Origin of the sequence: Shewanella sp. Isolate11, assembly GCF_022398315.1 — a bacterium.
Lineage (GTDB): Bacteria > Pseudomonadota > Gammaproteobacteria > Enterobacterales > Shewanellaceae > Shewanella.
In genome coordinates, this window is the sequence record NZ_JAKEVF010000002.1 from 552,496 (window position 1) to 574,576 (window position 22,081).

At 44.5% G+C, this 22,081-nt stretch carries 22 protein-coding genes; 12 read left to right on the top strand and 10 right to left on the bottom strand.

Features of this window, described 5'->3' with window-relative positions; genetic code table 11:
* Positions 1–11: 11 nt before the first annotated feature.
* On the bottom strand, positions 12–293 hold the full coding sequence (locus L1D21_RS07690) for a YcgL domain-containing protein (RefSeq protein ID WP_239844652.1): 282 nt from the start codon (positions 291–293) through the stop codon (positions 12–14).
* A gap of 122 nt (positions 294–415) precedes the next feature.
* On the opposite strand from L1D21_RS07690, the gene minC reads away from it, so the two are divergent.
* The 3 genes from minC to minE are packed head-to-tail and all read left to right on the top strand — an operon-like array spanning position 416 to position 2,176.
* Positions 416–1,081, top strand: a complete 666-nt coding sequence (gene minC / locus L1D21_RS07695; protein ID WP_239844653.1) for a septum site-determining protein MinC — start codon at positions 416–418, stop codon at positions 1,079–1,081.
* A gap of 25 nt (positions 1,082–1,106) precedes the next feature.
* Positions 1,107–1,916: a septum site-determining protein MinD gene (gene minD, locus L1D21_RS07700; RefSeq protein ID WP_239844654.1), complete on the top strand. Its 810-nt coding sequence runs from the start codon at positions 1,107–1,109 to the stop codon at positions 1,914–1,916.
* Positions 1,917–1,918: 2 nt separating this feature from the next.
* On the top strand, positions 1,919–2,176 hold the full coding sequence (gene minE, locus L1D21_RS07705) for a cell division topological specificity factor MinE (RefSeq protein WP_239844655.1): 258 nt from the start codon (positions 1,919–1,921) through the stop codon (positions 2,174–2,176).
* 52 nt (positions 2,177–2,228) lie between these two features.
* On the opposite strand, the gene rnd is transcribed toward minE, so the two are convergent.
* From rnd to tsaB, 7 genes are all read right to left on the bottom strand, one after another.
* Positions 2,229–3,338, bottom strand: a complete 1,110-nt coding sequence (gene rnd, locus L1D21_RS07710) for a ribonuclease D (RefSeq protein WP_239844656.1) — start codon at positions 3,336–3,338, stop codon at positions 2,229–2,231.
* A gap of 93 nt (positions 3,339–3,431) precedes the next feature.
* Entirely contained in the window at positions 3,432–5,105 is a 1,674-nt protein-coding gene (gene fadD, locus L1D21_RS07715) for a long-chain-fatty-acid--CoA ligase FadD (protein WP_239844657.1), read from the bottom strand.
* 185 nt (positions 5,106–5,290) lie between these two features.
* Entirely contained in the window at positions 5,291–6,190 is a 900-nt protein-coding gene (locus tag L1D21_RS07720) for an alpha/beta hydrolase (protein ID WP_275658936.1), read from the bottom strand.
* An 8-nt stretch (positions 6,191–6,198) separates the two neighbouring features.
* Complete coding sequence (locus L1D21_RS07725) at positions 6,199–7,017, bottom strand: methyltransferase (protein ID WP_239844658.1); 819 nt, start codon at positions 7,015–7,017, stop codon at positions 6,199–6,201.
* A 59-nt stretch (positions 7,018–7,076) separates the two neighbouring features.
* Complete coding sequence (locus L1D21_RS07730) at positions 7,077–7,778, bottom strand: M50 family metallopeptidase (protein ID WP_239844659.1); 702 nt, start codon at positions 7,776–7,778, stop codon at positions 7,077–7,079.
* Positions 7,779–7,892: 114 nt separating this feature from the next.
* Positions 7,893–8,246: a hypothetical protein gene (locus L1D21_RS07735; RefSeq protein ID WP_239844660.1), complete on the bottom strand. Its 354-nt coding sequence runs from the start codon at positions 8,244–8,246 to the stop codon at positions 7,893–7,895.
* Between the two features lie 143 nt (positions 8,247–8,389).
* The gene (gene tsaB, locus L1D21_RS07740) at positions 8,390–9,100 is read right to left on the bottom strand and encodes a tRNA (adenosine(37)-N6)-threonylcarbamoyltransferase complex dimerization subunit type 1 TsaB (protein WP_239844661.1); all 711 of its coding nucleotides are present in this window, start codon (positions 9,098–9,100) and stop codon (positions 8,390–8,392) included.
* A 313-nt stretch (positions 9,101–9,413) separates the two neighbouring features.
* Here tsaB and L1D21_RS07745 point away from each other — a divergent pair, with 313 nt between their 5' ends.
* Positions 9,414–10,715, top strand: coding sequence for an NAD(P)/FAD-dependent oxidoreductase (locus L1D21_RS07745; protein ID WP_239844662.1), 1,302 nt, complete (start codon positions 9,414–9,416; stop codon positions 10,713–10,715).
* Positions 10,716–10,810: 95 nt separating this feature from the next.
* Here L1D21_RS07745 and L1D21_RS07750 read toward each other — a convergent pair whose 3' ends face one another.
* The gene (locus tag L1D21_RS07750) at positions 10,811–12,739 is read right to left on the bottom strand and encodes an ATP-dependent DNA helicase (RefSeq protein WP_239844663.1); all 1,929 of its coding nucleotides are present in this window, start codon (positions 12,737–12,739) and stop codon (positions 10,811–10,813) included.
* 435 nt (positions 12,740–13,174) lie between these two features.
* Between L1D21_RS07750 and hisG the strand changes: the two genes are divergently transcribed.
* From hisG to hisIE, 8 genes are all read left to right on the top strand, one after another.
* Positions 13,175–14,074 carry an ATP phosphoribosyltransferase gene (gene hisG / locus L1D21_RS07755; RefSeq protein WP_239844664.1) on the top strand — a complete coding sequence of 300 codons (900 nt, stop codon included), beginning with the start codon at positions 13,175–13,177 and terminating at the stop codon, positions 14,072–14,074.
* Positions 14,075–14,117: 43 nt separating this feature from the next.
* Positions 14,118–15,446, top strand: a complete 1,329-nt coding sequence (gene hisD / locus L1D21_RS07760; RefSeq protein ID WP_239844938.1) for a histidinol dehydrogenase — start codon at positions 14,118–14,120, stop codon at positions 15,444–15,446.
* Positions 15,447–16,502: a histidinol-phosphate transaminase gene (gene hisC, locus L1D21_RS07765; protein WP_239844665.1), complete on the top strand. Its 1,056-nt coding sequence runs from the start codon at positions 15,447–15,449 to the stop codon at positions 16,500–16,502.
* An 83-nt stretch (positions 16,503–16,585) separates the two neighbouring features.
* Complete coding sequence (hisB, locus tag L1D21_RS07770; protein ID WP_239844666.1) at positions 16,586–17,653, top strand: bifunctional histidinol-phosphatase/imidazoleglycerol-phosphate dehydratase HisB; 1,068 nt, start codon at positions 16,586–16,588, stop codon at positions 17,651–17,653.
* Positions 17,650–18,330: an imidazole glycerol phosphate synthase subunit HisH gene (gene hisH, locus L1D21_RS07775; RefSeq protein WP_239844667.1), complete on the top strand. Its 681-nt coding sequence runs from the start codon at positions 17,650–17,652 to the stop codon at positions 18,328–18,330. Before hisB ends, hisH begins: the two co-directional genes overlap by 4 nt.
* On the top strand, positions 18,327–19,064 hold the full coding sequence (gene hisA / locus L1D21_RS07780; RefSeq protein WP_239844668.1) for a 1-(5-phosphoribosyl)-5-[(5-phosphoribosylamino)methylideneamino]imidazole-4-carboxamide isomerase: 738 nt from the start codon (positions 18,327–18,329) through the stop codon (positions 19,062–19,064). The genes hisH and hisA overlap by 4 nt, the downstream gene beginning before the upstream one ends.
* The gene (gene hisF / locus L1D21_RS07785; RefSeq protein ID WP_239844669.1) at positions 19,046–19,819 is read left to right on the top strand and encodes an imidazole glycerol phosphate synthase subunit HisF; all 774 of its coding nucleotides are present in this window, start codon (positions 19,046–19,048) and stop codon (positions 19,817–19,819) included. Before hisA ends, hisF begins: the two co-directional genes overlap by 19 nt.
* Before the next feature lie 28 nt (positions 19,820–19,847).
* The gene (gene hisIE, locus L1D21_RS07790; RefSeq protein WP_239844670.1) at positions 19,848–20,468 is read left to right on the top strand and encodes a bifunctional phosphoribosyl-AMP cyclohydrolase/phosphoribosyl-ATP diphosphatase HisIE; all 621 of its coding nucleotides are present in this window, start codon (positions 19,848–19,850) and stop codon (positions 20,466–20,468) included.
* A 70-nt stretch (positions 20,469–20,538) separates the two neighbouring features.
* Here the strand turns inward: hisIE and L1D21_RS07795 are convergent, their stop codons facing one another.
* Positions 20,539–21,870 carry a hypothetical protein gene (locus L1D21_RS07795; RefSeq protein WP_239844671.1) on the bottom strand — a complete coding sequence of 444 codons (1,332 nt, stop codon included), beginning with the start codon at positions 21,868–21,870 and terminating at the stop codon, positions 20,539–20,541.
* Between the last annotated feature and the right edge of the window lie 211 nt (positions 21,871–22,081).

The following is a 22,081-nucleotide window of genomic DNA, read 5'->3' on the forward strand; positions in this document are numbered from 1 at the left end:
CCTATAAATGATTAATCTCGACTATAACCTATCTCTTTTTTATATTCATCCAGCATGTTAACTGGCGGTGGGGGTAATTGAAGATAATATCCCTTCTCTTGCAGTTCAACTTTTACTTTATTGATATCTGCAATACCTAAGTGTTGACGTTTATCTAATGGCAGTATCATGACCAATTCAGGTACGCCAAACATCTTCATTAAGGCTTCTGGTACACGCTCGAATTCATTACGTTTTTCAATAAACAGATAGCAGTCAACTTTTAAGCGACTCTTATATACAGCACAAATCATATTCTATGAAATTTCCAGTCTATTCAACTTGCCAGCAAATACGGCACACTATACCATGAGGACTAGGATTATAATAATATCTAACCAGTTTCGGCTGGTTTTTATAAAGAGCAAATTTAGGAATGCAAAAACCTAGCCTCGAATTAAAAGGCTCCTCTTTTACACTGTCAGTACTGCATATTAATCATGCCGATCTTGATAAAGTTGCGCTTGAATTAGATGGTAAATTAGCCATAGCACCACAATTTTTCATCGGTGCTCCTTTGGTGGTTAACCTCAGTGCCATAACGGATCCGCAATACAATTTAGCCGGCCTAAAAACACTACTGATTTCTCGTGAATTAGTCATTGTCGGCATCACAGGTGCCCCAAGTGCGATTGCCAATCAAGCAAAAGAACTGGGACTTGCACTAATCAAGTCAGGTAAACAGAGTCCCAGCCAACCTCAAATGCCAAAAGCCACCAAAATCGTCAAACAGAATATCCGTTCTGGACAACAGGTTTACGCTAAAAACAGCGATCTCGTCATCGTAGGTGCTGTTGGTAATGGTGCTGAAGTCATTGCAGATGGCAGTATTCATATATACGGTAGTCTTAGAGGTAAAGCCATGGCGGGTGCTAATGGCGATAAGAATGCTGTCATTATCGCTCAGGCATTAGATGCCGAACTCGTATCAATTGCAGGTCAATATTGGCTGACGGAAAATCTTCAGGCTCATACCTCAATTAAAAGCGGTTGTATTAAACTTGACGGTGACTCTCTTGCCGTAGAAGCGCTAGCGCTATAGAAAATTGAAAAGGACATAATTAACCATGGCACAAATTATTGTTGTCACCTCAGGTAAAGGCGGAGTGGGAAAAACCACTTCTAGTGCGGCTATCGCAACTGGGTTGGCATTAAAAGGACATAAAACCGTAGTAGTTGATTTTGATATTGGCTTACGAAACCTTGATCTTATCATGGGCTGTGAACGCCGAGTGGTTTATGACTTCGTCAATGTCATAAACGGCGAAGCCAATTTGAACCAAGCTCTAATCAAAGACAAACGCACACCAAATTTATTTGTGCTGCCAGCATCACAAACCCGTGATAAAGATGCCCTCACTAAAGATGGTGTCGGTAAAGTGCTCAGCGATTTAAGCCAAGAATTTGAATACATCGTTTGTGACTCTCCCGCCGGTATCGAAACCGGTGCCATGATGGCGCTCTATTTTGCCGACATTGCCATTGTCACCACTAACCCTGAGGTCAGTTCAGTTCGTGACTCTGACCGTATTTTGGGGATGTTGCAAAGCAAATCTAAACGCGCTGAAGAAGGATTAGAGCCGGTTAAAGAGTTCTTACTATTAACCCGTTACTCCCCTGCCCGCGTTGCTACAGGTGAAATGCTTAGCGTTGCCGATGTTGAAGAAATTCTAGCTATTCCACTGCTTGGTGTGATCCCTGAATCTCAAGCAGTACTAAAAGCATCGAACTCGGGGATACCAGTGATCATCGATCAAGAGAGTGATGCAGGTAAGGCTTATAGCGACAGTGTGGCACGTTTAACTGGCGAAGAAGTTGAAATGCGTTTCGTCAACGAAGAGAAAAAAGGATTTCTGAAAAGGATATTTGGTAGCTAATTATGTCTTTACTCGATTATTTTAAAACCAAGAAAACCCCGAGCACTGCAGTTACCGCCAAAGAGCGTTTGCAGATCATAGTTGCCCATCAGCGTGGCGAGCGTGATGCTCCCGACTATTTCCCGGCGATGAAGCAAGAGATCATCGATGTGATCCGTAAATATGTACAAATTGATACCGATCAGGTGTCAGTACAATTAGATCAAAATGATGACAAGCTTTCAGTGCTTGAACTTAATGTAACTTTGCCTGAGAAATAATTTTAAGCCCAAGTTAACAAGCCTAAAAAAGCCCTCGATTGAGGGCTTTTTATTAGATTTCTAACTGACTCAACTGAGTTTCTGCTAATGCTGCGCGCCAACCTGTTAGCAATAGTGGTAACTCACCGGTCTGTCCTTGCCAACGCCACTCTAAAAACTCATGAATATGACGTTTTGAGCCAATCATCTCCAGCGGCACATTATGCTGCTCAGCAATACTGGTCAAACAATGCTTGATGGCTTTAAAAGCAGATTTATAACCGGGTTTTAACGCGATAACATCGATGGCTGCTGGCAGGTTTTCCAAATCAGCGCTCGCCATTACGGCAATAATGGCCTTAGCATGAATGCGCTTCTCCTGTTCGGTCAGCTCTGACATTTTATAAATGTCGGCAGCCGTTTTAGGTTGCTTCTTTGCCAGTGCAATCAAGGCATGATCTTTAATGACAAAGCCCAATGCAAGGTCTTTGACGATGGCTTTTTCTAAGCGCCATTGGGCTAAAACTTTAAGATAAGCCAACTGTTTAGGGCTTAATTGAAAACCGTTTTTGACTTTAAGGTAGGCTGTCTCACCTTCAGGTAAGTCTAAGCGCCCTTGAGTCATGCGCTCACCTTCTTCATAGAGCCAGGCTAAGCGACCCGATGCTTCTAACTGCTCGACTAATTGTGGATAGAGTTGATAGAGGTATTCCACATCGTTAGCGGCATAATGCAATTGCGCATCAGTTAATGGGCGTTTAAGCCAATCGGTGCGGGATTCCCCCTTATCAAGGATGACACTCAAACAATGCTCGACTAACTTCGCATAGCCCAGACCATGACCCATGCCACACAATGACGCAGCTATCTGACTATCGAATAAACACTTAGGCTGGCACTGTCCATATTTAGCTAATACTTCTAAATCTTCACTGCAAGAATGAAGCACAGTGATCATGTCTTCACGTTGCAATAATGCCCAAAAGTCTTTTAGGTTGGTTACAGCTAGCGGATCGATTAATGCTAAAGTTTTACCGTCATAGACTTGAATCAAACCTAAACGAGCATAATAGGTACGAGTACGCACAAATTCTGTATCTAACACTAACACACTGGCTTGACGGTATTGCGCCACCAACTCAGCTAAGCTGGCATCATCATCAATATATTGAAACGGTAGCAAACTTATCTCCTAACAAGAGCTTGGCTCAAAACAAAGCCGGCGTCATTAGCGCCGGCTTTGAGTTAACCATAATATGGTTGATACCTAATGGAGTTACGCTGACTTGGCTTCATCGCGTAGCTCACGTCGTAAAATCTTACCGACATTGGTTTTAGGTAACTCTTCCCTAAATTCTACCAGCTTAGGAATTTTATATCCTGTCAAATGCTGACGACAGTGCTTAATTATTTGCTCTTCGGTTAACGATTTATCTCGTGGCACCACAAACACTTTAACTAATTCACCGCTGACTTCATGAGGTACACCCACAGCAGCCACTTCTAACACCTTAGGATGCAAGGCGACAACTTCTTCAATTTCATTAGGAAAAACATTAAATCCTGACACCAAAATCATGTCTTTTTTACGATCGACGATATAGAAGAAACCCTGTTCATCCATATAACCAATATCACCAGTTGCTAAATAACCTTGCTCATCGATGACTTTCGCGGTCTCTTCTGGCCGTTGCCAATAACCTTTCATTACCTGTGGCCCTTTAGTAAACAACTCGCCTATTTCACCTTGGGCTAAGATATTGCCATCATCGTCGCGCACCTGCATATCGGTGTTAGCAACGGGGAAGCCGATAGAGCCATTGTAGCCATCAAGATTATAAGGACAGCAAGTCACTAAGGGGGATGCTTCCGTTAAACCGTAACCTTCAAGAAGTCGGCTCTTAGTGATCCCTTGCCATTTATCGGCAACGGCGCGCTGCACAGCCATACCTCCACCAATAGAAAGCTTAAGCTTGCTGAAATCAAGCTCTTTAAATTCAGGCGAACTCACCAAGGCATTAAATAGCGTATTAACCCCTGTTAATACCGTAAAAGGATACTTTTTCAGTTCAGATAAAAATGCTGGAATATCGCGAGGATTAGTGATCAGCAGGTTATTTGAACCCTTATGGATAAACAGTAAACAGTTCACTGTTAAGGCAAAAATATGATACAGCGGCAATGCGGTGACCACTAACTCTTTACCTTCACTCAATAGCGGCGCATAAGAAGCATCGGCCTGAAGCACATTACTGACAATATTGGTGTGTGTCAGCATAGCCCCTTTTGAGACACCAGTTGTGCCACCGGTATATTGCAAAAAGGCAATATCATCACCTTGAATTACAGGCTTAACATATTGCAAACGACGCCCTTTAGATAAAGATTTACGCATCGAAATCGCATGGGGCAAATGATACTTAGGTACCATACGTTTAATGTATTTCACCACAAAGTTAACTAAGGTGCGTTTAGGGCCACTAAGCAAATCGCCAAGTCCGGTTAAAATAACGCTTTCTACAGGCGTTTGATCAACCACTTGCTCTAAGGTATTAGCAAAATTTGACACCACAACAATCGCTTTAGCGCCAGAATCATTAAGCTGATGTTTTAACTCTCGTGGGGTATAAAGAGGATTGACATTCACTACGACCATACCAGCACGTAAAATACCGAATAATGCAATGGGGTACTGCAATAAGTTAGGCATCATGATGGCGACGCGATCGCCCTTCGATAGCTTAAGCTCATTCTGTAAATAAGCGGCAAATGCACGGCTACGTTCCTCTAACTTACGATAAGTTAACGTCGCCCCCATATTCATAAAAGCGGGTTGATCGGGATATTTGCTGACCGCACTTTCAAATAAATCAACTAGCGAACTGTATTGCTTTTCATCAATAACAGCGGGCACATCATCGGGTAAATTTTTCGTCCAAAGCTGTTCCACTTAGCTCTCCTAAATCACAGGTAGAGTGAGTTGTAGATCATTGACCCACACATCATTTCTTAAATTAGAAATTAAAACTAACTCTTTTTATTATCATTGGCGCCTAAAAATCATACGGGCGTTTTAATTTTCACATCATCACATAATTAGAGTAAAAATCCTAGCGCAATTTCGCTTAGCTAAGATTATTGTGAATCATGGTTAATCTCTGCCAAAAAACAAATTATGGCTGAGGCAACCTGTTCGCTATTTCCCATATGTAGATGATGATCGCCAACAAGTTGAATGTGGCAGAGGTTTTGATACCAATCCAACACTTGCTTGGTAATTGCTGGGACACCTCGATAACCATTTTCCGCAGTGATCAATAAAACTCTAGCTTGATGATCTCGCATTAAGCCTTGAATATGTTCGAAGTTTAATCGCATAGGCGAATCCAGTTTTAACCTAGGATCGCTTCGCCAATAAAATTTATCCTCGCTTTGTTGCAGATTTCTCTCAATCAATAACCGGCACCATTGAGTGTCGAGCCCTGTTAATTTATGCCTAGCCTTAATGGCGGCCTCCAAAGAAACAGGCTTATTGCCCTGCTCACTATTTTGATGACGACGCTGATGGTCGGCAAAACTACGCACAAGTCGCTCACGGCTCTTACCGGGAAGTTCAAATAAGGGGCTCGGTGCTTCAATAAAGATCCAATGAGGCACTTTTTCACCAAAAGCGGCGCTGTACGCCGAGGCAACGATACCACCAAGAGAATGCCCGATTACGCCATGAATAGGTTTAATCCTATTGATATAATCAATCAGCATTTGCAGATCATATAAATAATCAATCCAATGCAGCGGATAGGCACCTGGACGATGTTGCGAATAACCATGTCCCGGCCAATCGATAGCAAGTATCTGATAATCAGATAAATGTGCCGATAAAGGCTGAAAACTGTTGGCATTATCTAACCAACCATGAAGTGCCAGCAGTAAGGGCTTATGGTCACAGCCCCATAACCTCCCACCTAAACAAATATGAGGCAGCGTTATCGCTACCTCATCGTTATTGCTACTCGAGACTCTTATCGAATCCAAAGTGGAAATCACTTTTTGACAAATTTTAGTGTCATGCGATCACTTTCACCAATGGCAAGATACTTATCTTTGTCTTGATCGCCTAAACCAAGACTCGGCGGCAACGTCCACACGCCTTTAGCGTAATCTTTGGTATCTTTTGGGTTGGCGTTAACTTCGCTACTCGCCACCAACTTGAAGCCCGCTTTCTCTGCAAGTGCCACCATCTCATCTTGCAACATATAGCCAGACTTCATATCCATTCCGGCTTTAGCTCTATGTTCTACCACACCAAATACACCACCGGGTTTAAGCACTTGATAAGCGGCATCGAAAACATTCTCCAATTCACCTGCCATTGCCCAATTATGCAAATTTCTGAAGGTCAGCACGGCATCGACACTGTTCGCTTCGCCAAGAGAGGCCAAGCGCGGTGGTTCATAAGCAAAAGCAGAAGCCTTACCCAAGCTTGTTCGATTGTCATCTAACCATGCATCTAAGGCTTTACCCAGGCGAATTCGATAACCTGGAGTCTGCACTCCTTCTGGCGGATAAGCATCGAAATTTGCTGCAATATAATGGCCCTCTTTAGCCAAATAAGGCGCTAATATTTCTGCGTACCAACGCCCACCCGGCCACAGTTCAATAACGGTATCGGTCGGTTTAATATCAAAAAAAGCCAGAGTCTGACCTGGATGGCGGTAAATATCTCGCTCGGTATTGGTTGTCATTCGCAATTCATTGCTCAGTGCCGTTTCCAGTTGAGGATTAATTTTTTCTTGAGCCATACCTACTGCGCTATACAGTGCAGGTAATAACAGCGTGGCCATAATAGTTAGTTTTTTCATTAACTTTCTCCCTGATAAAGCTTTAAATTAACAGGCTAGCTCACGAAAGAACAACAATATTACCCAAATTTGTCTTTTGCCCTATCGACTCTTCGCCAGCACAACCACAACATAACACCGCTAGTCGCTACCCAAACAAACACCCAGAACCAAGTGGGTAACCAGGTTTGCTGCGCGAGCATGATCGCATCACCTCGACCAGTGATCCCTAATAACACCGCAGGGCTCGCCATTGCATTGAGCATCACCATTAAAGCAATGATGCGAAGCGCAATAGATAAAATAGGGTTATGGTTAAGCTTTATTGGCAACAGAAACAATAGCCCCAACACGGTCAGAATAACAATGGTCAATATATCTCGCCCCCACAGCAGCAAAGTGATAAACACCCATGCGCCCATAAAGGCATAACTAAAACGGATCCCTCGCTGCCAAATCGCCAGATTAAACAACAATGCGCCCCACAAGGCAGCGCCAAAATAGCCAGCAAAACCAATCAAAATAGGCCAACCACCTTGACTAAAACACAGACCCGCACCGTCTGAGAAAAGCTGAATATGGCTAACCATGCCTCCGGTAAACATAGTGGCTAATGCATGGGATAGTTCATGAAAATAGCTTTCTAACCAATTAAACGGAACATTGACGTAAGGGATACGCGTTAAGATAAGCGCCATCAACAGTTCGATGATAAATTGACTGCGACTAGGTATTGAATTGACGGGCTGAATTACAGAAGTTGAGTTTACGGTCGACTTCATAAACAACACTTTCCATGATTAATATAGTTAGCATCATCACTTTTAATCATAGGAAAAAACGATGGGGAAATAGACATAGAAATTAATCATAAGAACTAGAGGTTTGCACGAAGATCAGGCATATATATCTATGCCTACCATGGCAGAGATCGCATCACGTTGTTGTCCATATTGGTTGGTTAAATAAGCAGATATCGCGCCTTGGCTGGCTGGCATATATTGTTCGTAATCCAGCTTGCGATCTAATGACTGGGTCAATTGGTCCAAATTCAGTAACGTCTTGGCATCTGTAAGCGGTACAGAATAAGCTTGCTTCTGATCACCTGCGTCATCATGTGCGTTCGACAATAACTCAGCCTCATTGAGCTGTATCACTTTAGGCTTTGCTTGAATTGGCGCAATATTATTGCTGATATTTATCGCATTTTGCGTCAACGCACTACGTAAACTACCAGAATGTATCTGCATCAAATCACCTTTAGAGCCTAGCTTAGCGCAGCTGAGTTAAATGACTATTCTGTTTAATATCTGAACTAAATGCATAAGTCACAATCTGCAGGATATTAAACCTTAAATGAGTAAGTGTAGCCTAAACCTGATGAACTTAGAGTTTATTCACGTCCAGGCAGTTTTTTCCAAGTCACAGTATCTCTTAGATACACAGGTGTAAGCCCTTCAACATCGGTCGACTCTCCGTTAGCGTGAGCATGAGAAGCCAGCACAAGCATGGCTTCGGCTTGCGGAAATTTAACGTCTGACAACAATCTCATATTGTCGATAACCAGTGCAGGATAAGTATCGAAACCTGTACCGCAAGCAGTAACCGTTTGTTGATAATCCAGCGCCCGGCTGACATCTTCTGGGGCGCACACTTGCTCATTGCCAACCAGTGTAGCAATGCCCTCGACCAACTTAAACTCACCCCAATACACTTCCCCCATACGAGCATCGATAGCGGCAACCACCTGTGTTGAACCATGTTTATCCATTGCTTCTTGAGCCATTGCCTGCAAAGTGGAAATACCCACTACCGGTAAATCTTGCCCTAATGCCAAACCTTGAGTCATGGAAGTACAGATACGAATACCAGTGAAGCTTCCAGGTCCACGACCGTAAGCGATTAGCGCGACGTCTTTAAGGCTAATATTTGCAGCACTCAGTACATTCTGCACCATAGGTAACAAGCGCTGACTGTGCTCTCTGGGTGCATCCGCCTGCTCGGCATAAACCTGTCCATTATGAGTTAACGCCACTGAACAAGATTCGGTGCAGGTATCTAACGCGAGGATGGTAAGCTTAGCGGTATCTGTTTTATCAGGCATGAATGTAACCAAAGTAAATGAAATATGTCATCAAAGGCAAACCCGAAAGTTCGATAATACAGCGATGACAAAGTCAATAATAATGGTGCCGATTATAACCTAATTACTGCTCAGGTATAGCGCAAGCCACAAGTTTTACATTAAAAATCCCGTTGTTGTTTTCGAAAGAAAGTGACTATTTCAAATAAAAAAACGACTCAACATTTCCCTTTTAAATGGGCAAATTGCGATACTATCGCTAAGCAAAAAAAGATAACATATCAAGCAATTTTTACGGTCAATATCCTAGGCCATCATCATGAGGAAGCACAGTATGAGTTCAGAGCAGATGAGGATTGTCATTGTCGGTGGTGGTGCTGGAGGGCTAGGTCTGGCGACTCAACTGGGTCATAAACTAGGTAAGAAAGGTCGCGCCGAGATCGTCTTAATCGATAAAAATCGTACTCATATCTGGAAACCCCTACTGCATGAAGTCGCAACAGGCTCTCTCGATGCTGACTTAGATGGCGTCGTTTATTCTGCTCACGCGGTTAAACATGGCTATCAATTTCAGCTGGGCGAACTCAACAATGTCGATCTACAGACCCAAGAAGTATTCCTCGCCCCCATAGTCAATAGTCAGGGTGAAGAACTTCTTCCCAGCAGAAAAATGCATTATGACAAGCTTATCTTGGCCGTAGGTAGTGTCAGTAATGACTTTGGCACTCCAGGTGTTCAAGAGAATTGCTATTTCTTAGATTCACACCAGCAAGCCAATCGTTTCCATGATGCACTATTAGATAGCTTTACTAGGGTGCATCAATCCGATGAATTAGGCGCTCTTAAAATTGCCATTGTTGGTGGCGGCGCAACGGGTGTAGAACTTTCAGCAGAGCTTTACCATGTTACCGCCCTACTGAAAATTTACGGTTTAAGTAAAATGACTGCAGATAAACTCAGTATCAGTTTAATTGAAGCAGGTCCGCGTATTTTACCGGCACTGCCTGAACGTATTGCTAATTCGGCCACCAGAGAGTTAATTAAATTGGGCGTTGAAGTTCGGCAAAACACCCGCATTAGTCAGGCTACAGCCCAAGGCTTTTTGACCTCAGAAGGCGAGCTCATTGATGCACATCTAAAACTGTGGGCCGCAGGAGTTAAAGCACCTGAGTTCATCAAACAGATTGACGGACTGTCACTTAATCGCGCTAACCAAATTGTGGTAAAGCCCACGCTACAAAGTCTCAATAATGATGCAGTCTATGTCATCGGCGATTGCTGCGCCTGTGAGCAACCCGATGGCAGTTTTGTCCCTCCAAGAGCTCAGTCGGCACATCAAATGGCGCAGTGCGTCGAAATTAATATTCTTGCCGAGTTAAACCAACGGCCGTTAAACCATTACACTTATGTGGATCATGGCTCATTGGTGAACCTATCTCGTTACAGTACGGTAGGCAATCTCATGGGCAACCTCACCAAAGAGAGCATGTTTGTCGAGGGTAAGATTGCGCGCTTTATGTATATTTCCCTTTACCGTATGCATCAAAAAGCGATCCACGGCATCAGTAAGACCCTCGCGCTATGGCTAGCTGAAAAAATGATGCGAGTGGTTCGCCCACGAATGAAGTTGCATTAAATCCTAATGTCTGCTCAAAAATTTAACGTGAAAAAGCGGAGCTAGCTCCGCTTTTGTTTTGCCAATATAGTCGTTCAATCAAAGTCAGCAAATCATCAATCTATCTGTTCAAGAAATTGCAGTGCCTTGTCAAGATCGCGGGTGCGCTGCATCAGGGGCAAAGAATTGATAAAGGCCTGTCCATAGCTGCGATTAACAATACGGTTATCACATAGTATTAATACGCCCCTGTCTTTCTCATCGCGGATCAAACGTCCCACACCTTGATTAAGACTTATTACTGCCTGAGGTAACGACAGATCCATAAAGGGATCTTTGCCCGAACGACTAATACCTTCGGCTCTGGCCTTATACAAGGTGTCATCGGGAGAAATAAAGGGCAGTTTATCGATAATAACGCAGCTAAGGAGTTTACCGCGTACATCAACCCCCTCCCAAAAAGCGCCAGTACCGAGTAACACCGCATTGCCCAATTGGCGATATTTTTTTAACAAGGTTTGTTTACCGGCTTGCCCCTGTACCAATAACGGGTAAGACACTCGGCTTTGTAGTGCACTGGCGACCTGATTAAGCATCCTATGGCTGGTAAACAACATGAAAGTTCGTCCTTTGGCAGCATTAATCGCCTTCACTGCAACATCCACTAACTGCTTGGTAGCATTTTCTTGATGACCCACACTAGCCAAATGTCTGGGCACACAAAATAGTGCCTGGCGACCATAGTCAAACGGACTATCTAAAATCAAGCTATGGACCGATTTCAGACCCAAAGCTTGAGTAAACAAACTGACATCACGATTGATTTGCAATGTTGCAGAAGTAAAAATCCAACTGGTGTCTTTATGAAATAAGGCCTGACATTCTTTAGCGACATTTATCGGCGCTATTCGTAGCATCAGATGACGATATCCGTATTCGACACTGTAGGCGCTATTGCCGTTATCACATTGAAAAAACACCTGTAGTTTACTCAGCAGCTCAATTAACTTTTCAACCGCATCATCGAATTCAGCATGGCGACCGATATAGCCTAATAGCATGTTTTTAAAGGCGGTTAACTCATCAATTAATGCCCAAGATACTTGCATCAAGAGTTTGTTACCCAGCAAATTGCGCCAATCTGTTTGCTCAATTTCAAACATTTGGGACTGCCATTGCTCAACCATAGTGCTGCAACGGGCACTCATTTGTGCAATTTGCGGCGAATCAGCCATGGCATCTCGATAGATCTGTACGAAGCTATCAATTAAGTTAAGAAGGCTTTTGATACTCAGCTGCTGACCAAAATAGGTCACCGCAATATCAGGTAATAGATGGGCTTCATCAAAAATAACCCCATCGGGATCTGGCAGCAATTCGGCAAAGCCAGTTTCTTTTAGCACACTATCGGCAAAAAAAAGATGATGATTAACCACTATAATTTTGGCATCCATCGCCTTTTGCCGAGCCTTACGCGTAAAGCAAGACTCGTAATGTTCGCATGCCTTTCCTGTACAAGACTCTTTCGAACTGACGACTAATGGTAAGGCTGCAGAGTTCTCGGACACACTATTGAGCCCACCGATGTCACCATCCACGGTTTGGCCAGCCCATTGATTGATACGCAGCAGGTCGTCAAGCACTTGACTGTCCATCACCTCTGCACCACTGAGCTGGCGCTCCATATTCCGCTGGCACAAATAGTTATTACGACCTTTGAGTAAGGCCACTTTTTTGTTGATATCGAGCATGCCCAGCAAGGCTGGTAGGTCTTTATAAAACAGCTGCTCTTGAAGGTTTTTACTGCCTGTACTGACGATGATCTGTTTGCCACTGAGCAATGCAGGGATCAAATAGGCGTAGGTTTTACCAACACCTGTTCCCGCCTCAACCACCAAATTTTGTCCAAACCACAGTGCTTCACTGACTGCACTGGCCATCTGGTGTTGCTGAGGGCGACAACTATAACCATTGACGCTTCGAGCGATAAGGCCGTCATCGGCAAAGACTCGTTGCACTTCTTGGGTTAATCGGGTGCTAGTCAATCTCAATCCAAGGTCTATTATTTAACTGATGATGGCATTATCCGTGTTTATATCTTCAGCACAAGTGAATGTGACCTCGCTAACGGTATGATTGAATAAATCGCCTTAATTTATTTTTTTAAGCTTTAATTAACAATTAAGGGTTGCATAACTATCCAATATTGATTAGTTTGATTACAACTTAGGCGAACATATCGCCAATTTATATCAATATTGTGAGTAAAGAATTATGAAACAGCGTTTGAACACTATCCATCGTCATCATCATATGCGGTAGCCTTCGGACGCTTACTGCCGGAGGTTTATATCCTTCTGGCGGTTGATTCAAGAATATCAAAACCCCTGGAAGGAATTCCGGGGGTTTTTAGTTTTTAAACCAACATTCTGTTTTTTAAAGATTTTATAAATTTTGAATCAATGTAGAGGAAGTCACTTATGTCAGAGTCAAACAGATTAAGAATTGCAATCCAGAAATCAGGTCGCCTGTCTAAGGAATCCCTAAAGCTATTAAAAAGCTGCGGGGTTAAATTCAATATCAACGAACAACGTCTTATTGCCCACTCTGACAACATGCCTATCGATTTACTCCGTGTCCGCGATGATGATATTCCAGGCCTGGTTATGGACGGTGTGGTTGATTTAGGGATCATTGGAGAAAATGTCCTCGAAGAAGAACAGATTGAGCGCCAAACCCTTGGAAAACCAGCTGAATGTGTCAAGTTAAGAGAACTTGATTTTGGCGGCTGCCGCTTATCATTAGCCGTTCCAACCGAATTTAATTATCTCGATGCAAGCTCATTGGAAGGTCTACGGATCGCAACCTCTTACCCTAACCTGTTACGCCGTTTTATGCAGCAAAAAGGAATAAACTATCGCGATTGTATGCTTAAAGGCTCAGTAGAAGTCGCGCCACGAGCAGGACTAGCTGATGGAATATGCGATCTGGTTTCAACCGGTGCAACCTTAGAAGCTAATGGTTTATATGAAACCGAGGTGATCTATCGCTCTATGGCATGCCTAATTCAATCGACCCAAGAACAAACACCGGCTAAGCAGACACTGATCAATAAGATTCTTTCTCGTATTAATGGTGTGGTTCGTGCCAAAGAAAGCAAATATATTTTGCTACACGCGCCAACCGACACCTTAGAACAAATTGTTGCCTTGCTACCGGGCGCAGAAAACCCAACGGTATTGCCGCTTAACGACAATACTAATCGTGTGGCAATCCACGCCGTCAGTACCGAAGATCTGTTCTGGGATACCATGGAGCAGCTCACCAAACTTGGTGCCAGTTCTATTCTGGTGATGCCAATTGAGAAGATGATGGGTTAACACTATGACAAGCTCAACAGTCAATAGCACAACAAATGTACAGATGCAGCAGCTCAACTGGGATAAGTTAAGCCAAGCAGAGCAAAAGCAGGCATTATCACGCTCGCCTCTAGTTGGCGACCAAGCGCTTGAGCAAAGCGTTAAAAATATTATCGATACCGTGGCAGCGCAAGGTGACGAAGCCCTCAAAGCATTTTCTCAACGTTTTGATGGTGTCACACTCGATGCTCTAGCGCTAAGTTCAACGCAAATTGCTGCGGCATGTGAACGTGTCGATGACACAATTAAGCAAGCCATTGCCCAAGCCATGGCCAACATAGAAGCCTTTCACACTGCGCAAGCATTCAAGCCGATTGATGTGGAAACACAACCTGGGATACGTTGTGAGCTTCGCAGTGAAGCCATTGAAAAAGTGGGTTTATATATCCCAGGTGGCAGTGCACCGCTTATCTCCACAGTGATGATGCTTGCCCTACCCGCAAAAATTGCCGGTTGTCAGCAGCGAGTTTTGGTAAGTCCACCGCCTATTGATGATGCCATTATTTATGCGGCTAACGCTTGCGGTATCAACGAAATATTTCAGGTAGGCGGCGCTCAAGCCATCGCGGCACTCGCGCTCGGTACCGAATCAATCCCTGCTGTGGATAAAATATTTGGTCCCGGTAATCGTTTTGTCACCGAGGCCAAGCGTTTAGTGTCTCAAGACAGTCGCTGCGTGGTGTGCATCGATATGCCAGCGGGGCCATCTGAGGTCTTAGTGATCGCCGATGACACCGCAAATGCCGATTTTGTGGCTGCCGATCTGTTATCACAGGCGGAACACGGCCCCGACTCACAGGTGATGTTAGTCACCGACAGCCAAGTGCTCGCTGACAAGGTAAATACAGCCTTAGCACAACAACTTGCGCTATTACCCCGCGCCGATATTGCCACTACCGCGCTGAGTTGTAGTCGTACATTGCTGGTGAATAACATGACACAAGCAGCACAAGTGTCTAATCGTTATGGTCCAGAGCACTTGATAGTGCAAACACAAGCGCCTCGTGAACTGTTGCCACAGATTCGTGCTGCGGGATCTGTCTTTCTTGGCGCTTATACCCCTGAATCTGTCGGCGATTACGCCAGTGGTACTAACCATGTGTTACCAACTTATGGATATAGTCGCGCGGTTTCCAGCCTATCTCTCGCCGATTTTAGCCGCCGCTTCACGGTACAGGAACTCTCGGCTCAAGGCTTAATGAGTTTAGGCGAGAGTGTCATGACGTTAGCCGCCGCCGAGCAGCTTGAAGCGCACAAAAACGCTGTGGCGCTTCGTCTAGCCACTATCGATAATTTTGCTAACTCTGATTCTGCTAATTCTGAAGGTGCTTAAATGAGTCAAAATCTCAATCTTGCTAAGCGGCTTGCACGCCCTGAATTATTGACCTTAGAGCCATATCAATCGGCTCGACGTATTGGTGGCGAGGGGCAAATTTGGATCAATGCTAACGAATCCCCCTTTAATAATAGTGAGCTAGCGGGTCTTAATCGCTATCCAGAGTGTCAGCCTCCGACACTAATCAAGGCTTATGCCGATTATGCTGGTGTAACAATCGATCAAGTGATCACCAGTCGTGGCGCCGATGAAGCCATTGAGTTATTAATCCGCACCTTCTGTATCCCAGGCGTTGACAGTATTAGCTGTTTTGGCCCAACTTACGGGATGTATGCCATCAGCGCACAAACCTTCAATGTAGGGGTTAATGCTCTGCGTTTAACCAGCGACTATCAATTACCCCCAGATATTAAGTCTCAGGTTGGCGACAGTAAGTTAGTGTTTATTTGTAATCCAAATAACCCCACGGGTACTGTCATTGAAACGGATGTGATAGAACAAGTGATCGAGCAATTGCCAGATCGTTTGGTTGTTGTAGATGAGGCCTATATCGAATTTTGCCCCGGCTATAGCGTGGCTAATCTGATAGAACGCTATGATAACTTAGTGGTGTTACGAACCTTATCTAAAGCCTTCGCATTAGCAGGGGCTCGCTGTGGCTTTATGCTAGCTAATCAAGCCATTATCGACATGGTAATGCGAGTCATCGCGCCTTATCCTGTGCCCTTACCTGTATCAGAGCTTGCTAGTCAGGCACTGAGTTCATCTGGGATTGCCACTATGAAACAACAGGTGGGTCAGTTAAAACAAAATGGGCTGAGATTAACCGAAGCCTTAATGCGAATGGGCGCAGAAGTATTACCCGCTCACGGCAATTTCATCTTAGCCAGTTTTAATGATGTAGCGACGGTGCAAGCAGGGCTTAAAAAATCAGGAGTTGTAGCGAGAGCTTATAAAGACCCGGTGTTAGCTAGCAGTATTCGCTTTAGTTTTGCCAGCGACGAACAGACAGATGCGCTCATCGAGCTACTTATCGATATCAAGAGCCAATAGTGTTTTTCAACCAATAAACCATTTTTGTTCCTCAGCTATAAGCTGAAGTAGCGACATAAGATTTGAATTGAAGGTAGAACCAAATGAAGCAGAAAATACTTTTTATCGATAGAGATGGCACCATCATCGAAGAACCTATCACCGACAAGCAAGTCGATAGTCTGGCTAAATTGGTATTTGAACCCCAAGTGATCCCCGCCCTATTGAAGCTACAAACGGCAGGTTACCGCTTGGTCATGGTGAGCAATCAAGATGGTCTAGGCACCCCCTCTTTTCCAAAAGATGATTTTGATGCGCCGCAAAACATGATGATGCAGATCTTAACCAGTCAAGGAATTAAATTTGACGATGTGTTGATCTGCCCTCACTTTAATGATGAAAACTGTAGCTGTCGTAAGCCTAAGTTAGGTTTAGTAAAAGACTATTTGACCAAAGGCTTAATCGATTTCACCACCTCAGCGGTGATTGGCGATCGCGAAACCGACTTAGGTCTTGCCGATGCTATGGGGATTCAAGGTCTGCAATACAATCGTGAAACCCTAAACTGGGATACCATTGCTAAACAGTTACTCGGTAGCAACCGTGCCGCGTCTGTGGTGCGCACCACCAAAGAAACCGACATTCGCGTCAGTATCGATCTAGATAGCCAAGATAAAAGCATTATCAATACTGGCATCGGCTTTTTCGACCACATGCTAGATCAAATTGCGACACATGGCAGCTTTAAGATGGATGTTACTGTTGATGGCGATCTGGAAATTGATGATCACCACAGCGTTGAAGATACCGCACTTGCCATTGGTGATGCCCTTAGGCAGGCCTTAGGCGACAAACGTGGCATCGCCCGTTTTGGTTTTAGTATTCCCATGGATGAAGCCAGCGCGAGTTGTTTATTAGACCTTTCAGGCCGCCCGTTTATCAAGTTTGAAGGTCAGTTTGAGCGTGAGACTGTGGGTGAAATGGCAACCGAAATGGTGCCACACTTCTTCCGTTCGTTTGCCGATGGTCTACGCTGCACCTTGCACCTGAGTACCGACGGCGATAATGATCACCACAAAGTAGAAAGTTTGTTTAAAGTGCTTGGCAGAACACTGCGCCAAGCCGTCAAAATTGAAGGGGATGCCCTTCCCTCAAGCAAAGGTGTGCTATGAGTAGTGACAAAAACACAGATAAAGACACCACGGTGATCATAGACACGGGTTGCGCCAATTTGAGTTCGGTGCGCTATGCGTTCGAGCGCATTGGTGCCGATGTCGAAGTGAGTGATGATATAGACAAAATCACCCACGCCACTCGAGTTGTATTACCCGGTGTTGGCAGTGCTCAAGCGGCGATGCCATCGCTTAAAGCCAAGCAACTCATCGATGTCATTAAATCATTGACTCAGCCTGTGCTGGGTGTCTGTCTCGGCATGCAGATGATGACTAATTCTTCTACCGAACAAGGTAATCAAGCTCAAACCAGCACTTGTGCATGTTTGGGCTTAATCGATACCGAAATCAGTGAGCTAGACAGTCAAGGACTTCCTCTACCTCACATGGGCTGGAATCAGATCACCCCAACATCGCATCCCCTTTTTGACGGTATCGAAGCGGGAAGCTATGTCTATTTTGTTCATAGTTATCGTGCCCCCTTAAGCCAGTACACTCTGGCCAAAAGTGAATATGGAGAAGGATTTAGCGCCGCGATCGCCAAAGATAACTTTATGGGCGTACAGTTTCACCCCGAAAAAAGTGCCGCTATTGGTGCGCAGATCTTGAAAAACTTTATGACGATGACCCGCGAAAATCTAACCTCTTCACTAAAAAATTTGGAGGCTAACCAATGATCATTCCAGCCATTGATCTTATCGACGGTCAAGTCGTTCGCCTCTTCCAAGGGGATTACAATCAACAAACCACATTCGCCTTAAGTCCTTTGGCACAACTGCAATCCTATCAAGCTCAAGGAGCTAAATGGCTGCATATTGTCGATTTAACTGGCGCTAAAGAGCCACAGCAACGTCAAACCAGATTAATTACCGAACTGGTTAATGGGCTCGAAGCCAATATTCAAGTAGGCGGCGGTATTCGCAGCGAAGCACAACTCTCAGAATTACTGGAAATTGGCGTTAAGCGAGTGGTTATTGGTTCGCTAGCGGTTAAAGAGCCTGAATTAGTCCAAAGCTGGTTTAAAAAATATGGCAGCGAAGCCATCTGTTTAGCTTTAGATGTCAATATCAACGAGCAAGGTGAGAAAATCGTTGCAGTATCGGGCTGGCAGTCAGGTGGTGGTAAAACACTCGAGTCATTAGTTGAATCATTCAAGCCTTTTGGGCTAAAACATGCGCTAGTTACCGATATTAGCCGCGATGGCACCTTGCAAGGCAGTAACACTCAGCTATATCAAGAGATCGCTGCTCTATATCCCGATATTCAGTGGCAAGCCTCTGGTGGGATCGCCAGCTTAGAAGATGTAGTGGCAGTACGTGACAGTGGCGCCAAGGGTATTATTATCGGTAAGGCCCTGTTAATTGATAACTTTAGCGTTGCGGAGGCGATTACATGCTGGCCAAACGAATAGTCCCCTGTCTCGATGTTCGCGAAGGTAAAGTGGTTAAGGGCGTACAGTTTCGTAACCATGAAATTGTGGGTGACATAGTACCTTTGGCGGCACGTTACGCTCAAGAGGGTGCCGATGAGCTGGTGTTTTACGACATCACCGCCAGTGCCCACGACAGAGTTGTCGATAAAAGCTGGGTCAGCCGCGTTGCCGAGCAGATAGATATCCCCTTCTGTGTTGCCGGTGGTATTAAAACTATCGCTCAGGCGCGAGAAAAGCTGGCTTTTGGTGCCGACAAAATCTCAATCAACTCGCCAGCGTTAAGTGATCCCAGTCTTATCGACCGATTACAGGATGAGTTTGGCCGACAATGTATCGTAATCGGTATCGACTCTTACTACGATGCTGATAGTGATAGTTACCGTGTAAAACAATTTACCGGTGATGAAGCGGCGACCAAAGATACACAGTGGTACACCCAAGACTGGGTCGAAGAGGTACAAAAACGTGGCTGTGGTGAAATCGTACTTAATGTGATGAATCAAGATGGTGTCCGCCAAGGCTACGACATCAAGCAGCTAAGCATAGTGCGCGCCATCTGCGATGTACCGCTTATCGCCTCGGGTGGAGCTGGCACAATGGAACACTTTTATGATGTGTTTTCAGCGGCAAAGGTCGATGCAGCCTTGGCGGCAAGTGTGTTTCATAAAGGCATCATAGACATTCAGGCGCTTAAACGTTACCTACAAGACAAGGGTATTCAGATGCGCCTGTAATAGGCGTTATCGTATTCAAGGATTAAAGATGAAAAACCTAGAAGATTTCGACAGTTTAGATTGGCAAAAACAACAGGGTCTGATCCCCGCTGTGGTGCAAAATCACCTCAGTGGTAAAGTGCTGATGTTAGGCTATATGGACAAGGCCGCGCTGGCACAAACACTAACAAGCGGTAAAGTCACCTTCTTCAGTCGCAGTAAGCAGCGCCTGTGGACTAAGGGCGAGACTTCAGGCAACACCTTAGACTTGGTCGCCATCGACAGCGACTGCGATAACGACAGCTTACTAGTTCAGGTTATCCCCAATGGCCCTACTTGCCACTTAGAACGCGAAAGCTGCTGGCCCGATGGTGAAGCCCACCCCTTTATCGACAACTTGGCGAAACTCATCAAATCCCGCAAGGGACAAGATGCAAAGAGCAGCTACACGGCTCAGCTGTTCGAGCGCGGCACCAAACGTATCGCACAAAAAGTCGGTGAAGAGGGTTTAGAAACTGCCTTAGCAGCTGCGACCCATGACAAAGAGGAGTTGGTTAACGAAGCCTCAGATCTTATCTATCACCTCTTGGTGCTACTAGAAGATCAAAATCTCAGCCTCTCAGAGATCACCGCAAATTTAGTAGCACGCCACAGTGCCGCAGCCAATTAGTTTAAGCTTTATACATTTTTAAAAACAAAAATAGCGCCTCAATTGAGGCGCTATTTTAACTAGCTAACGATTACTGACGAGCCAAAGTCACTGTTTCTATTTCAGTAGAACCAGACTCTTTAACTTCAAGAGTCAAGATATCTCCATCCACAGACACATAAAGCTCTGCATCAGTTGAATCAGCACTAAAATCGCTTAAGCCAGTATCACTGTTATTATCAGCGATTTGTGTCGTAGTTAAACGACGAGTGTCACTATCTATGGTGTAGTTACCCCACTCCATACCATGCTCTTCTGCGTTATCGTCTGCATCATATTCTCCATGAACATAAGTGCCATCGTTATAGAAGATTAGCATGACTAAATCATCTGCATCCGACTCACCATTGTCATCAATGATCTTCCATGCGCCTATGATGCCGTCGCTTGGTAGACTGTTGAAGGTCACATTGCCATCTATCTCACCATTGCCAGTTTCATCTACGTTAAGCGTTAACACACCGTCATTGACCTCACCAAATAGCTCTGGCGCACCTGATTCACCGGTAAAGTCGGTAAAGCCGCGATCATCGTTACCATCGAATATCTGCGTAGGAGAAATCTGACCGGTTTCACTATCACGAATATATGTACCCCATTCCATACCTGCATATTCATCATCACCAGGAGCGGCTTCTATATCGCCTTCAAATTGCACGTATGTACCATTATTAAAAAAGACGATAGTTAACAGGTCATTTTGATGCTCACCCGTATTCACTTCAGCTTGATCCCACGCCCCAACTACACCGATTTGAACACCATTATCGGCTATAGAACCGGTTAAATGCTCCACGGCATCCGACTCTGAAACTAATTCAGTTACCGCCGTATCTTGGCCACCATTTTCAATCACAGCCTGTACCGCAGTAGAAGCAGCAAACTCATCCGGAGTCACATTAAAATCCACAGGCTCTGCAGCACTGATAGCGGTTTCAGTAATAGTAATACCGTTTTCAGGATCGCCATCTTGGTCAAGTGTCTGCAGCAAACGAACCATGTTTACAACCTTTTGGTCGGTCACGTTGTCGGTTCCTGCAATATCTAACGGGGTAACGACTCCGGTAGCCGTAGTCGATGGGAACTCAAGATCACCAATGAAAAAAGTAACACTGTCACCCTCGACATAGTCATACTCACCATTTTCATTAGTGACCCCTTCGTCCCTTATTTCACCATCAGGCGTTGTGGTGCGATAACCAATTCCCGCAACGGCACTATCGATAAAAACACCGGTTTCATAGGTTACTTCTGGTGTAGGATTAACGACGATAGGGTCTACAACTTCTTCATCTTTATCGTCACTTCCACCACAACCAAATAAAGAAGCTGAGATGAGTAGCGCCAGTAATTTTTTGTTCATATATTCTCCATATATATTTATATAGCTGAATTAATTATAATTATTGTATTTAGATAAGATCCATTTATCGCTTTTTTAGATAGCCATAAATCCCCTCTGAAAAGTTACAATAATGAACAACAAAATGCCAACATCGGTAACAATCAGTAACAGGAGCAACTAAACATAAAACTTGTCCATTAACCACTGATATTTAGATACTTTTGTGACT

Coding starts and splice junctions, on each gene's coding strand:
- hisG (WP_239844664.1), top strand. CDS start 13,175: ATGTCAGAGTCAAACAGATTAAGAATTGCAATCCAGAAATCAGGTCGC.
- hisH (WP_239844667.1), top strand. CDS start 17,650: ATGAGTAGTGACAAAAACACAGATAAAGACACCACGGTGATCATAGAC.
- tsaB (WP_239844661.1), bottom strand. CDS start 9,100: ATGCCTGATAAAACAGATACCGCTAAGCTTACCATCCTCGCGTTAGAT.
- minE (WP_239844655.1), top strand. CDS start 1,919: ATGTCTTTACTCGATTATTTTAAAACCAAGAAAACCCCGAGCACTGCA.
- L1D21_RS07690 (WP_239844652.1), bottom strand. CDS start 293: ATGATTTGTGCTGTATATAAGAGTCGCTTAAAAGTTGACTGCTATCTG.
- L1D21_RS07725 (WP_239844658.1), bottom strand. CDS start 7,017: ATGAAAAAACTAACTATTATGGCCACGCTGTTATTACCTGCACTGTAT.
- hisIE (WP_239844670.1), top strand. CDS start 19,848: ATGAAAAACCTAGAAGATTTCGACAGTTTAGATTGGCAAAAACAACAG.
- hisB (WP_239844666.1), top strand. CDS start 16,586: ATGAAGCAGAAAATACTTTTTATCGATAGAGATGGCACCATCATCGAA.
- hisC (WP_239844665.1), top strand. CDS start 15,447: ATGAGTCAAAATCTCAATCTTGCTAAGCGGCTTGCACGCCCTGAATTA.
- L1D21_RS07730 (WP_239844659.1), bottom strand. CDS start 7,778: ATGAAGTCGACCGTAAACTCAACTTCTGTAATTCAGCCCGTCAATTCA.
- hisD (WP_239844938.1), top strand. CDS start 14,118: ATGCAGCAGCTCAACTGGGATAAGTTAAGCCAAGCAGAGCAAAAGCAG.
- hisA (WP_239844668.1), top strand. CDS start 18,327: ATGATCATTCCAGCCATTGATCTTATCGACGGTCAAGTCGTTCGCCTC.
- L1D21_RS07795 (WP_239844671.1), bottom strand. CDS start 21,870: ATGAACAAAAAATTACTGGCGCTACTCATCTCAGCTTCTTTATTTGGT.
- L1D21_RS07735 (WP_239844660.1), bottom strand. CDS start 8,246: ATGCAGATACATTCTGGTAGTTTACGTAGTGCGTTGACGCAAAATGCG.
- minC (WP_239844653.1), top strand. CDS start 416: ATGCAAAAACCTAGCCTCGAATTAAAAGGCTCCTCTTTTACACTGTCA.
- minD (WP_239844654.1), top strand. CDS start 1,107: ATGGCACAAATTATTGTTGTCACCTCAGGTAAAGGCGGAGTGGGAAAA.
- hisF (WP_239844669.1), top strand. CDS start 19,046: ATGCTGGCCAAACGAATAGTCCCCTGTCTCGATGTTCGCGAAGGTAAA.
- L1D21_RS07745 (WP_239844662.1), top strand. CDS start 9,414: ATGAGTTCAGAGCAGATGAGGATTGTCATTGTCGGTGGTGGTGCTGGA.